Source organism: Bernardetia aquimarina (genome assembly GCF_042180575.1).
In the GTDB taxonomy this organism is placed as follows: Bacteria; Bacteroidota; Bacteroidia; order Cytophagales; family Bernardetiaceae; genus Bernardetia.
Genome location: NZ_CP170094.1, coordinates 4,055,408 through 4,068,421, shown reverse-complemented (window position 1 = coordinate 4,068,421; position 13,014 = coordinate 4,055,408). Strand labels below are relative to the sequence as shown.

Genomic DNA, 13,014 nt, shown 5'->3' with positions numbered 1-13,014 from the left:
GTTTTACATAAGCAAATAGTTATCTCAAAACCTACCTCCCAAAAACCAATTTCTGACATTCTTTATCCAATGTTCTGTAAAGCGTAAAAAGGCTTGTTTGTTCTGAATAAAAAAGCGCAATCGTTGTGTTACTTTGTATTGGTTTTCCTCCTACCATTGTTCCGTTGGTGTAATAGAGATAGGTTTTTTGGGCGTGCATATCCGTAACGGCAATGACTTCTATACTTGCACCAAAATTGAAATATTGAATTAGTTTTGTGCCGTCATTATCATAGGTTTTAGAAAATAATAGTTCTTCTTCCGAAGAATAAAGCGTTAGTTTTTTGCTGTCTTGTCGTGCAATGACAAAATTTTGTTCACGCTGTTTGTCGGCTGCTAATGTAAAAATTGCGCCTTGTTCTCCTTTTTCAAAGAACTTTCTATCTATTATTTTTCCCTCCAAATTAAAACGAATGAGTTCGCCTGCTTCAGTAAGCATACTTATTTCTGTTGTAGAAAGGGTATTTCCATAATCAACATGAAAATCATTTGTAATATCAGAATTGAAATTGAGTGGGAAATTAGAATAACTTTGAGAGTTTCGTTTCAGTAAATTGACAATTCCGTTTTGTTCAATCGCAATCATCGCATCTCTACTTCCTGCACGAACGTGTTCCAAAGGTGCAGAAAGAGCCATTCCTACCTTGCGAGGCTGCCAACCGGGGAGACTTTTTCCTGTTTTGTCGTACAAATAAACATTTCCTGTACTTGTAGCTACTCCAATTCTATAATTTTTTGAGTTATCGTAATCAATCACAGAAAGATGTGTAATAAATGTGTTTTCTGGAAACCAAATTGGAAAACCTGAAACTGCTCTTCCCAAACGGTCAATCAAATAAACCTTTGTAGGAGTGGCAATTAGATATTGTAATTTTCCATTTTTATAGGCATCAATTTGATAAACTTGTGGGCGCATTGTTCCATTGAGATAATAATTCCAAAGTATTTTTCCTTCTTTCGAAATTAAATACAACATATCTTTATCATCTTGGACTAATACTTCCTGACTTCTATCCAAATGATTTCTGACCAAATAAGGAGGACTTTCTAATTTGTTTTTAAAAACTGTTTTGGCTTCTTCTTTTTTGCTTTGAGCGACCAATTCAGCCGTTTTTTGTTGTTGAAAAATAAGAGAACTTGCAAAACGTTTTTCTTCTCCTTCTGCTTGCCACGCCAAAAATTCTACTTTCAAAAGATCGTATTTATAGGCTTCAAACGTCTTTTGCCATTCAGGAGAAACATTTGTCATGAGCCAGTTCCAAGAACGAGGCAAATCTACAATTACGCTCACTGTCGAACGAGTTCCAATTTGCTCAAAAAACTGTCTTTGTCGTACCAATTTCCCCCAAACACGTTCATTTTTATAATCATCAATCAGCGTTTGAATGGCTTGAAAACTACTTCCAATCACAATATATTTACTTTCCAAAACGGTAAAATAAGACTGAGAAAAACCACTAAAACCTTCTCCAAACATTTTTAGAGGAAAATCAGCTACTTCAATTCGTGTAATCGGTAACTCTTCATAAATCTCTGTCAGAGGTTTGGTTTCTGATTCTGCTGAGTCTTCACTTTTTACTTCTACACGAGAATTTTCGGCAAGTTGAGTAAGTAAAGCAATCGCTTTTTGTTCGTATTTTTCAGTTTGTCCGTCTTCTGATTTTATTTTTAAGAAGGCTAGTTTTTCTGGACTTTTTCTATTTTCTGGCATTTCTAAAACAGCCACAGCAATTTCATTTCCTATATTATCCAAAAAACGAGTAGGCGAAAAACTGTAATAATCTATAAGTGATTCTCTTTGTTCTATCTGTTTGGGCAAATATTCCTTTCTATATTCGTCTAAATCACTAAAATATTTTTGAGGTTCTGAAAAACCAATTCGATACAAAAGAGCCGTTTCTTGAGGGATAAATTGTTGTAAATCAATAAAATCAATCGCTTTTTGATTTTCTAAAATGGATAAATAATCTCTTTCTGCGCCTTCTTCTTGGGTAAGAAGATAGCCATTTAATAAAAGTAAATGCTCTTTCAAAGAAACATCTAGCATAGCAGATTTTGCCCAGTTTTCGAAAGTAGCAAGCAAAGCCGTATTTTCTTCTCCTGTAAAAAGTGAAAACAGTTTTGGAATCTGTGAAGCCGAAACATACAAATTTGCATCATCATCTTCTATTTTTGTAAGTTTTAAAAGGTCTTGATTTTCTTTGAAAAAGGGTGTTCCCTCATTATTTGCTATTTTACGAACAGCATCTTCTACCAAAAAAGGCGTATAACTTCCTATAAAAAAATTTTTATAAATGACATAAGTAAAGATTACACTTTCAGTTTCGTTTTTTCTATTTGAGTTTTTTCTTGCTTCTATATTTCCATTTTCGTCTGTTTTTTCATATTCATATTTCAATTCGTGAACTGTAATATCATTGTACAAACGCTCTGAATGCGTAAAAGGAATGTCTTTTTTTAATTTTTTGGTCAGACTATTTATAATTCTTGACTGTAAAGACATCGGAACAAAAAACATAATATCAGCACTTGTACGAGAAGTTTGGTGCAGCGAAACATATATTTTTCGTCCTTTTAGATAATTCATAATATCTAAAGAATCTCTACCAATCGAATCCAAAACAGTCTTACGAGAATGATAGGCTTGTAAATAAGGCAAGTTTTTGAAAGGCTGCCAAAAAGGAAGCGAATCAATTTTTTCTCTCATGCGCTGTGCTTCTGTTGTTTCCAAAACCAAAATAGCATCATTAGGCACAAGTTCCCACACAGAAGCCTCTCTATTATTGTCCCAAATAACAAAAGCAACTGCAAAAACAAGTAAAACCCCTAAAATACCAGCAATTCCGACGGTATATTTTTCTTTTTGAGAACGGCTTTTCCATTGATTTTCTAACCACACACGAAAGCGTAAAAAACGCATTTTCCATCTTGTCATTTTTAGATTTCCTTTATTTTTCTTATCTGTTTTTCCTAAACTTTCTATTTTGTTTATTTTGATAGAATACATACAAAAATGCTTATAGTTATTCAGAAAGACAAGAAAAACTAAATTTTGTTTTGTGATTTTCAATAAAATACTTTTGAAAATGAAAAAACCGAAATTCAATAGGTTTGAATTTCGGTTTTTGATGGTAGAAACTATTTCAAGACTTGATGTTAGTTACGAATTAGGTTTGATTATTCACTAAAAAACTCACTCATCATAGAAAAATCAAATGGAGAAGGCTCAATAAGATTTTCATAGTTTTCTTCTACAAACATTTTGAGATACTTTTTATCTTTAGCTTGTATTTTTTCTATTTGGGAATTTACATTTTTTATTACTTCTTTTATCTCTTGTTGATTTTCTTTTATGACACGCTTTGATAGGTTATCAAACTCTTTTTTACCTAATGTTTTTATTAAAATAGTAGGTAAGTTTGCCTCATGTCCTAGGCTTTCTTTCTGTTCTTCCAACTCACGAGCTTGATTGAGAAGCATTGTATTAAAATAATTGATTTTCTCTTCACTCAATTTTGTGTTATCGGTTTCATCAAGTTGTGCTAGTTGTATAGACAATAGAGTAAAAAGGTCATCATTGCGATAGGCTTCTGTAATTTCTTGAACGAGCTGTGTTTTTTCTAATTGTTTGATTTCATCAGGTTCTTTATCAGGGTGCAACTCTTTCATGAGTTCTTTGTACACTTGCTTTACAGTTTTGCTAATATTTTCTAATTCTTTATTTCTTTTTTCTTCTTTTTCTAGTTGCTTTTGACTTTTCTTTCGCTCTCCAAATCCAAAATCTCCAAAAAAAGAATTTTTAGCATTTTCTAAATTTTCACTAGAGAATTTCTTTTCAAATTCTTCCATAAACTCTTCATCTTCTTCATCACTGAGTAGTTTTTCTTTTTCTTCTTCAGTAATTTCAAATCCAAACATATCCATCACTCGTAATAACTTTTCTTTTTCTTCTTTAACAGCTTCAGCTTCTGTTTCTTCTATGGTTTTTTCTGCAAAACGTTCATAGAGTTCGTCTAATCCTTCTTGTTCTTTCTCAAAGATTAAATCCTCAATAAGAAACAATATTAATGCCTTAAATTTTTCATTTTGTTTTTTTCCTTTCAGTATTTTTTCATCAAAAATAGTTACTAATTCTTTAATCAAAACAACTTGTCTTTCGTTTATTTTATTAGTGGCAGGAATAACTTTAGACATCATTTCTTGACGAAAAGACTGAACCTGTGTAGAGGCTAAATTTATATTGTCTTTTAATCTTTTGACACGCTTGATACGGTAATTAAATAGATTCTCTAGTTTGGAGAGTTCTTTCTTCTTTTTATCAATAACTGGAATAATCTGTTTGTCTTTGGAAGCCTCTTTCATAGAAAAATATAATTAATTTCAAAAAAATATAAGCTATAATTACAACAAAAGTACAGATAAAAAAAATATTTTACACATTTTGAGTGATGTAGTGTGCTTTTTTACAAAAAAAACCGAAATTCAATAGATTTGAATTTCGGTTTTTTTTATTAACCGTCGTTGAGGTCTGAACTGTCAACGAGGATTTTACAAAAATCTAAAAATCTTCATCTAAAGAAAACTTTGGAGAATCATCATTATTATTCATAACTCCAGCTTTTTGATATTCTGCTACACGTTTTTCAAAGAAATTTGTCTTTCCTTGCAAACTAATCATTTCCATAAACGGAAAAGGATTATGACTTCCATACTGCTTTTCACAATTTAGTTCGCCTAATAATCTATCAGCTACAAATTCAATATATTGATTCATCAAATCAGCATTCATTCCGATAAGACTTACAGGAATGGCATCAGTTACAAACTCTTGTTCAATTTTTACAGCATCTGTAATAATTTCTATAATACGTTCTTTTGGAAGTTTGTTTTGTATGTAATTGTTGTATAAAAGACAGGCAAAATCACAATGCAAACCTTCATCACGAGAAATAAGCTCGTTAGAGAAAGAAAGCCCTGGCATTAAGCCACGTTTTTTAAGCCAAAAAATAGAACAGAAAGAACCACTAAAAAAGATTCCTTCCACAGCAGCAAAAGCTACCAAACGCTCTGCAAAATTATCACTTTCAATCCATTTCAATGCCCAATCGCCTTTTTTTGCAACACAATCTAAGTTATCTAAGGCATTGAATAAATAATCTTTTTCTTTTGTTCCTTTTATATAGCTATCAATAAGAAGTGAATAGGTTTCGGCATGAACATTTTCCATCATTACTTGGAAACCATAAAAACAACGAGCTTCTGGAAGCTGCACTTCCTTCATAAAATTGACAACCAAATTTTCATTCACAATTCCGTCAGAAGCTGCAAAAAATGCAAGAACATGTTTTACAAAGTGGCGTTCGTTGTCACTCATATTTTCCCAATCCTTCATGTCATTAGAAAGGTCTATTTCTTCGGCAGTCCAAAAACTAGCTTCTGCTTGTTTGTACATTTGCCAAATATCGTCGTGTTTGATAGGAAAAAGGACAAAACGATTTGGGTTTTCGGCAAGTAAAGGTTCGTGTAAAAGTTCTTTCGATGGTGTATTTGACATATAAAAATGATTTTGATATTTATATAAAAGGGCGTAAAAAACAACCCTGTATTTGTTTAAAAAACGTTTTCAGATTTTATTAGACTTTTTTAGTCTGTATTTAAAGTAAATGAATAGTGTACCAACAAATTGTAAAACGAAAAGGGTTGCAAAACTACAACATTATTTTTCTTTCCTTTACCATTATTCGTTTGTTTTGTTGATTTTTAGTTTTTGGAATTGGACAGATAGCTATTTTACTAACGATAAATTTCTCTACATATTCCCTCCACATTCTCACAATCTCATATATCTTTACAATAGTTCGTGTGTTTTTACAAAGGTCGATATTTTGAATTTATTTAAAGAGTTTTTTTGAAATAAATCTCAAATTAAATTTTTTGTTTCTACTCAAACCTGTATGTTTCTCAAAATCTTGTAAGTTTAAATTCTGATTAACCTATTTTTTTACGCCTTCTATGAAATCATTTGTTTACAGCTTTCTGATTCTATTTTTCTCAATTATTCTTTTTTCTTGCAATCCTGATAAAAAAAAACGAGTTTCTCCTACTGAACCAAGAAATTCTACTACACAGAGTTCTGTTTTGTTTTTTAAGAATATGCGAAGTTTGGATTATGATAAAATAGATGAACCCAAACTCAAACGAGAAATTTATGTACACGAAGATGCTAATAAAGATACTTTAGCACCTGTTTTGAATCTGACTATTGTTTATTTGTGGGATAAAGATAAAGCCTATATCATTACAGACCCAAACAAATACATAGAGGATTATTTTGATACATCTGAAAATGATACGCTCAAAATCCGATGGAAAAACCCAAAAACAAAGGCACAGGGAACGCTTTTTTATATTGCAGGACACGTCGATACACAATATGAATTTGCAACACGCATGTATAACAGCCTTTTGGATAAACACGAATTTTATATGCTACCTAATGAAATACCAATTCTGAATACTGAAAAAGAACGAGAAACTTTTCGTATTACAATGATGGATTATTATCGTTTGGTGGGAGTTTTTAGGTAGATTATTTGTTTTTATCGTTGACGTTTTAAATCTATTTACACAAAAGCCTCTTATAAAAACTAATAGTTTTTTATGAAAAAACATCCATTTAGGAAATATATTTCTTGAATGGATGTTTGAATAATTTAGAATAGAATTTTATTTTTAATCTAAAATTTCTTGTAGTTCTATTCCTTTCAAATTTGAATGAGTTGAAATAACTTCATGGATAAGTGTCACATGACTTGAACCTAACAAAATCATAACTTTTTCATCTTCATTTGTGACTTGTCTCTGCATAATAGAAAGCATGTACAAATTTCTTCTATACCATTCTGATGCTAAATAAGCACCCACAAAATTATCTATACTACCTATTTCATTTATTGTTTGAGTATAAAGTGCAATATCTTTTTGACGTAAAGATGAACTATTAAGAAAATATAAAATTTCTTTAAGAGATTTATCAGCATCTATTTGATCATCAAAGCGTGCTGAAAATTCTTCAATAGTTTGCATAATTTCATTTTGTAATGCTGATTGATTATTTTTTTGAGCTACTTCCATCAAACTATCAAAAGGGAAATTTACATCTGTATAATCCATTGCATACACTTTATTATGACCTAACTTTTTAGCTGCACGAAAAGCAAGTTGAAAAATTTCATTTTTTTTATAAAAATCAGATAATTCTGGATTCTCAAAATATGTTCCTTTTAAATATAGGTCATACAAAGAATCTAACTCTTCCTGTTCATTGTATTCCCACTCTACAAAAATTTTGGAAGGATTATAACCCTTTATTTTGTCTGTAATCTCATCTAACTCTGCTTGACTTTTCTCGCTTTCAATATTAAAACTTTTTGTTTTAGCTGCGTCAAGACCTGGGTTATTAAAATGAAAAGTGCCAAAAAGAAGAACTTCAGTAGGTTTACTTTGTTCAGAGTTTTGAGCGATTACTGAAAATGAAATACACAATAGAAATACGAAGCAACATATTTTTCTCATAACTTATAAAATTTGAATAATGATTAATGAATTAGAATACTTTTTTTGAATGAGATACGACTACTAGATTTCAATATGTCAAAAAAGGTTGCAAGTTACCTAAGAAAAAAACTACACAAGTAAAAAGCCCATTCTAATTTTTAATCAGAATGGGCTTTTATTTTTTTATAATTTAGAGACCTTTACTTCAAAATTGCTCTTGAGATAACGAGTTTCTGAATTTCAGAAGTTCCTTCTCCAATCGTACATAATTTAGAATCTCTGTAATACTTTTCTACTGGAAAGTCTTTTGTATAACCATAACCTCCAAAGATTTGTACTGCCTCAGAAGCTACTTTTACACACACTTCAGAAGCTACATATTTTGCCATGGCAGATTCTTTATTTACACTTTTTCCTTTATTTTTTAGGTCGGCTGCTTGACGAGTAAGAAGTTCGGCAGTTTCTACATCAGTAGCCATTTCTGCTAGTTTGAAGGCAATCGCTTGGAAATTTGCAATCGGTTGATTAAACTGCTCACGCTCTTTTGAATATACAATAGAATGACGCAAAGCTCCTTTTGCAATCCCAAGGCTAAGAGCTGCAATCGAAATACGTCCACCATCCAATACTTTCAATGACTGTACAAATCCTTCGCCTACTTTTCCTAAAATATTATCTTTATGAACTCTACAATTATCAAAAACGAGTTCGGCAGTTTCAGAAAGACGCATTCCTAATTTGTCTTCTTTACGTCCACCAGAAAACCCTTCTGTCGTTTTTTCGATAACGAAAGCAGTCATTCCATGAGAATCACCTACTTCACCAGTACGAACAATTACAACAGCAATATCGCCACTTTTTCCGTGTGTAATGAAATTTTTTGTTCCATTTATTACCCAATAATCTCCATCTTGAACGGCAGTTGTACGCATATTTCCTGCATCCGAACCTGTATTTGCTTCTGTAAGTCCCCACGCACCAATCCATTCAGCCGTTGCTAGTTTTGGTAACCAACGTTTTTTCTGTTCTTCGTTTCCAAACTGCAAAATATGACCTGTACAAAGTGAGTTATGAGCAGCCATTGAAAGCCCAATGGAAGGGTCAATAACAGCAAGTTCTGAAATAGCAGTTACGTATTCTTGATAACCAAAACCACTTCCACCATACTCTTCAGGAACTAAAACGCCCATTAAGCCCAAATTACCTAATTCTTTCATTACATCAACAGGAAAATGTTGGTCGTCATCCCATTTATTACGGTTTGGTGTGATTGCACGTTCTCCAAAGTCTTGTACCATTTTGGCAATCATTTGAAGGGTTTCTTCTGTGTTTGTTTGTGTAGGTGTTACTACTGACATATATTTTATTTTTTATGGTTGTTTTTTATTGATTATTCTAGCTCTAAAGTTACGAATTTTTTATGAATTTTTATCTGATAATAAAATTCAGATTGCTTGTTTTTACTACTAAATGAGGAATTAATTTGTTTATCTAAAAAGCAAACCCTAGAGTAATTCCTAAACGCAAATCATTTTTATAACCTTCACTTAATTTTACTTCTTTTCCAAAAGAATCAAAAAATATAAAATCTCGTTTTTCTCGGCTTGAAATTAAAAATCCATACCCTGCAAAAGCAGAAAGAGCAAGGCGTTTGTAATTATATCTATATCCTAGATTTAGTCCTGCAAAAAAATTATTATAACTGTGTGAGTAGTTTATATTGTCAAGTGTTATAATTTTAGTTTCTTTTCCTGTTCTATATTTTACATAAAGTCCTCCAAACAAACCATTACTAAATTTATAAGATTTGTTAGCAAAAAAATAATAACGATATTCTGCTGCAACAGAGAACATATTTCTGTCTTCTTCTTTCAAAAGACCATTCAAATGATAATTAAAACCTAGCCAAATAGCTTTATTTTTAAAGGCTCGCTCATAGCTCATTACTAAGTTTGCTGAAGGAAGTCCTAAAAGATTGAGTGAAACTCTATTTTTGTATTGAGGATACATAGTTTGAGAATCAGAATTTTCAATATCCTGTCCTTTTACCAAACTGATAGACAAAATAAATAGAGCAAAAGATAAAAAGCAGAAAATAATAATTTTCATAAAAATATCTATTTGTGATTTTGTAAAATGTGATTAGAAGCAAAATAGTCTTTATTTTTTTAGAATCATATTTTGGAGAGCTATTTATTATCCAAAAATAATAGATGAGAAAGAAAATAATTTTGTATCTTAAATCTTACAAAAACCAACAACACACTACTAATTTTAAAATATTGAGCTATGAAAACACTTTTTTATTTTTCAACCTATTTATTTATAGCTTGTTGTTTATTTATTTCGCCTTTTGCTTTTGCTCAAAACGAAATACAAAAAGAAACAATTGGACAAATTGGACAAATAGATTTGGCAGGTGTTGCTTTACTTTCTGTGCCCAAAGGTTTTGTTTTTATGGAAGGAAATTCTGCACAATCTCCTTATCGAATAGCTTGTGATAGTATCGAATATTTAGGTTGTTTGGTAGCCATTCCAACTAAAAACACTCCTGATTCGATTACTGAACCTCCTTTTATTATAGAGTTGGTTTATATAGAAACAGGTTATATTCCTGATACGACTATTTTCAAAACACCTGAAGATTTTTTTTGGAAAGATATTATTCAAACGAACCATAAAAAAAACAAATACATTCAAAAACAAGGTTGTGATACTCTCGCTATTCAATCTTGGGCAATGAAACCCTACTTTTTAGAGAATCAACATCAGTTGCAATGGGCTGTTTCTTGTTCTTCTAATAAGAAAAATTATATTCGTCATAGCACACACAAACTGGGTAGATATGGAGTTTTGGAAATGAATATTAGCACTTCGCCTAGCCATCTTTTAGAAGTCAATTCTCAAATTCCTTTACTGACTTCTAGTGTAGAATTCTATAACGGATTCAGACATGAAGATTTTGACCCTAATTTTGATAATCTAGCAGCTTTTGGATTTGCTGGTATTTTGGCTGGAAAAGTTCTGACAAAAGTAAAAGTTGTTCCTTTTATTTTTAAATGGCTCAAATGGGTAATTATTGCATTACTTGGTGCTTTTACATTCTTTAAAAGAAAATTAATAAAAAGAGATTTGGAAAACAATTTAGAAATAAACTATCTTGAATCAGAATTAGAAAATGAGGAATAAAAGTTCATTTTTAATAAAAAAAACCAATACTTAACCATTAATCACTAATTAAGACGTGAAAAAAATTGGAGTTTTTACATCTGGAGGAGATTCTCCTGGAATGAATGCGTGCTTGAGAGCCGTTGTAAGAGGTGCGTTATATTACGGTGTCGAAGTCTATGGAATTCATAGAGGGTATCGTGGAATGATAGAAAATGACATTCACACTATGACTTCTAGAGATGTCAGTAATATTATTCAGCGTGGAGGAACAATTTTAAAAACAGCTCGTAGCCAACGTTTTATGACAAAAGAAGGGCGAGCAAAAGCCTATCAAAATCTCAAAAATTTAGAAATTGACGGACTTGTTGCCATTGGTGGAAACGGAACACTAGCAGGAATGCAAGCCTTTTCAGCAGAACACAAAATGCCATTCGTGGGTGCACCAGGGACAATCGATAACGACCTCAACGGAACAGATTACACCATCGGATTTGATACAGCCATCAACACAGCTTTAGAAGCCATCGACAAAATAAGAGATACAGCCGATTCATTAGAAAGAGGTTTTTTTATCGAAGTAATGGGCAGACATTGTGGAGATATTGCACTCTTGACAGGAATTGGAGGAGGAGCAGAAATAGTCATGCTTCCCGAAATTGTAGATTCTTTAGATGAAATAGTTGTTTCTATCAAAGAGATGTTAGCCAATAAAAAAACATCTTTGATTGTAGTGGTAGCAGAAGGCGACGAACTAGGAAATGCCGAAGAACTGGGTAAAAAAGTAAGAGAGCAAATACCAAAATTCAAATTTAGGGTTACTAATCTAGGACATATTCAGCGTGGAGGTTCGCCAACAGCAGCCGATAGAGTTTTAGCTAGTCAGTTAGGGTTAGCAGCAGTAGAAGGGCTTTTATCTGGAAAAACCAATGTTATGGTCGGACAACTGAAACGAAAACTAACTTATACTCCCATTGAAGAGTGCTTGAAACCTAGAAAGATTGATAATGACCTTGTAAGAATGCTCCGTATTTTGAGTACCTAGAATTATCATCACTTTTATTAGAAAATAATGCCAAAAGATTATTACGATAAGCCAGAAGATTTTGAAAATATGCAAGTGTATATTGACAAAATAGAAGAAGGTAAAAAAACAGGAGTGCCTGTCGCTATTCAAGCTTTATGGGATGGAGATACACAAGGTTGGTGTATTTATATGGAAGTCATTATTGATACTAAAAATAGATTTTCTAAATACTCAATTTTCCATTTATGTACGATGCGTTTTGCATCCGATTTACGGATTTTTAATGGACAACCTACACCTTGGGAAGAAACAATCGTAGCAAAAAAAATTGGAAACCTCATCAGTAAAAAATATAATATTCCTTTTTGGTTTCCTGCTTCAGAAGCTCCAGACGATGATTGCCCTTCTTGGCTTCAAAGAGATAAAGGAATACATTGTGCTGATTGTAATAAACTTATTATTCCTACTGATAGCTCGTATTTGCCAAAAGATATTTGTTATAGTTGTCATTTGAGAAGAGAAGCAAAAAAAAATTTCAGTAATGATATTTCTACAAATGACGAATTGACTATTTATACAATAAAGTATGATTTAGATAAAAATGATTTTAATTCTTATCAAGGATGGATGATGATGCAAGGAAAAGGAGATATTTATGCAATGATTGATACTATTTTGGATGAAAAAAATATAAAGATAGAAGAGATAGAGAGCTACAGTTTCTTTGAGAAAGATTTGAAAAAATTAATCACACTTTATGAAAAGCAAATAGAGAATTACTTTGAAAAATACTATGAAGATTTGAGAGAAGATTTTGAAGATGATGATGAGGAAGAGTTTATAAAATTTGTCCATAATGGTAAAGCATACTTTATCCATCACTTTTTTGACCACGATGTAATAAGTGATACTGACACCATAAAATCTCTTCAATCCATAATTGACGAAAACCAATACCTTTATCTCTTCTTTTCTAGAAATAAAACAAAACAGCTTGATACCATAATGGGGTTCATGAAGGGAGAAAAAAACACAACTCTACAAAAAATCACAGATTACTACTCTAAGGCTGAAAATGAAAAATATAGAACAACTTTAAGTAAAGAACAAATCAACAAAAATATTCAGAGATTGATAGAAAGAGATTATATTTCTATTGATGAAAATGAAGTGACTTCACTTACTTTCAAAGGAAATTTTTATTAGAGTTTCATCACAAAAAA

General features: G+C 31.6%; 10 protein-coding genes. 4 read left to right on the top strand and 6 right to left on the bottom strand.

The genetic code is table 11. From position 1 onward, the window contains the following. Positions 1 to 31: 31 nt before the first annotated feature. From ACE193_RS17410 to ACE193_RS17400, 3 genes are all read right to left on the bottom strand, one after another. Positions 32 to 3,046 carry a hypothetical protein gene (locus ACE193_RS17410; protein WP_375559498.1) on the bottom strand — a complete coding sequence of 1,005 codons (3,015 nt, stop codon included), beginning with the start codon at positions 3,044 to 3,046 and terminating at the stop codon, positions 32 to 34. Between the two features lie 170 nt (positions 3,047 to 3,216). Then, positions 3,217 to 4,401 carry a hypothetical protein gene (locus ACE193_RS17405; RefSeq protein WP_375559497.1) on the bottom strand — a complete coding sequence of 395 codons (1,185 nt, stop codon included), beginning with the start codon at positions 4,399 to 4,401 and terminating at the stop codon, positions 3,217 to 3,219. Between the two features lie 196 nt (positions 4,402 to 4,597). Further along, on the bottom strand, positions 4,598 to 5,593 hold the full coding sequence (locus tag ACE193_RS17400; protein WP_375559496.1) for a ribonucleoside-diphosphate reductase small subunit: 996 nt from the start codon (positions 5,591 to 5,593) through the stop codon (positions 4,598 to 4,600). A 458-nt stretch (positions 5,594 to 6,051) separates the two neighbouring features. On the opposite strand from ACE193_RS17400, the gene ACE193_RS17395 reads away from it, so the two are divergent. Further along, positions 6,052 to 6,627 (top strand): hypothetical protein, encoded by a 576-nt coding sequence (locus tag ACE193_RS17395; RefSeq protein WP_375559495.1) that lies wholly within the window; start codon positions 6,052 to 6,054, stop codon positions 6,625 to 6,627. 144 nt (positions 6,628 to 6,771) lie between these two features. Here the strand turns inward: ACE193_RS17395 and ACE193_RS17390 are convergent, their stop codons facing one another. From ACE193_RS17390 to ACE193_RS17380, 3 genes are all read right to left on the bottom strand, one after another. After that, positions 6,772 to 7,614 (bottom strand): DUF5694 domain-containing protein, encoded by an 843-nt coding sequence (locus ACE193_RS17390; RefSeq protein WP_375559494.1) that lies wholly within the window; start codon positions 7,612 to 7,614, stop codon positions 6,772 to 6,774. Positions 7,615 to 7,796: 182 nt separating this feature from the next. Then, positions 7,797 to 8,954: an acyl-CoA dehydrogenase family protein gene (locus ACE193_RS17385; protein WP_375559493.1), complete on the bottom strand. Its 1,158-nt coding sequence runs from the start codon at positions 8,952 to 8,954 to the stop codon at positions 7,797 to 7,799. A gap of 133 nt (positions 8,955 to 9,087) precedes the next feature. Beyond that, on the bottom strand, positions 9,088 to 9,705 hold the full coding sequence (locus ACE193_RS17380; RefSeq protein WP_375559492.1) for a hypothetical protein: 618 nt from the start codon (positions 9,703 to 9,705) through the stop codon (positions 9,088 to 9,090). Positions 9,706 to 9,885: 180 nt separating this feature from the next. On the opposite strand from ACE193_RS17380, the gene ACE193_RS17375 reads away from it, so the two are divergent. Genes ACE193_RS17375 through ACE193_RS17365 form a run of 3 tightly spaced genes read left to right on the top strand, consistent with a single transcriptional unit; the run spans position 9,886 to position 12,997 of the window. Continuing rightward, on the top strand, positions 9,886 to 10,785 hold the full coding sequence (locus ACE193_RS17375) for a DUF2167 domain-containing protein (protein ID WP_375559491.1): 900 nt from the start codon (positions 9,886 to 9,888) through the stop codon (positions 10,783 to 10,785). 55 nt (positions 10,786 to 10,840) lie between these two features. Continuing rightward, on the top strand, positions 10,841 to 11,809 hold the full coding sequence (pfkA, locus tag ACE193_RS17370; RefSeq protein ID WP_375559490.1) for a 6-phosphofructokinase: 969 nt from the start codon (positions 10,841 to 10,843) through the stop codon (positions 11,807 to 11,809). A 27-nt stretch (positions 11,810 to 11,836) separates the two neighbouring features. After that, positions 11,837 to 12,997, top strand: a complete 1,161-nt coding sequence (locus ACE193_RS17365; protein ID WP_375559489.1) for a hypothetical protein — start codon at positions 11,837 to 11,839, stop codon at positions 12,995 to 12,997. The last annotated feature ends 17 nt before the right edge of the window (positions 12,998 to 13,014 follow it).

Coding starts and splice junctions, on each gene's coding strand:
- ACE193_RS17410 (WP_375559498.1), bottom strand. CDS start 3,046: ATGTATTCTATCAAAATAAACAAAATAGAAAGTTTAGGAAAAACAGAT.
- ACE193_RS17405 (WP_375559497.1), bottom strand. CDS start 4,401: ATGAAAGAGGCTTCCAAAGACAAACAGATTATTCCAGTTATTGATAAA.
- ACE193_RS17400 (WP_375559496.1), bottom strand. CDS start 5,593: ATGTCAAATACACCATCGAAAGAACTTTTACACGAACCTTTACTTGCC.
- ACE193_RS17395 (WP_375559495.1), top strand. CDS start 6,052: ATGAAATCATTTGTTTACAGCTTTCTGATTCTATTTTTCTCAATTATT.
- ACE193_RS17390 (WP_375559494.1), bottom strand. CDS start 7,614: ATGAGAAAAATATGTTGCTTCGTATTTCTATTGTGTATTTCATTTTCA.
- ACE193_RS17385 (WP_375559493.1), bottom strand. CDS start 8,954: ATGTCAGTAGTAACACCTACACAAACAAACACAGAAGAAACCCTTCAA.
- ACE193_RS17380 (WP_375559492.1), bottom strand. CDS start 9,705: ATGAAAATTATTATTTTCTGCTTTTTATCTTTTGCTCTATTTATTTTG.
- ACE193_RS17375 (WP_375559491.1), top strand. CDS start 9,886: ATGAAAACACTTTTTTATTTTTCAACCTATTTATTTATAGCTTGTTGT.
- ACE193_RS17365 (WP_375559489.1), top strand. CDS start 11,837: ATGCCAAAAGATTATTACGATAAGCCAGAAGATTTTGAAAATATGCAA.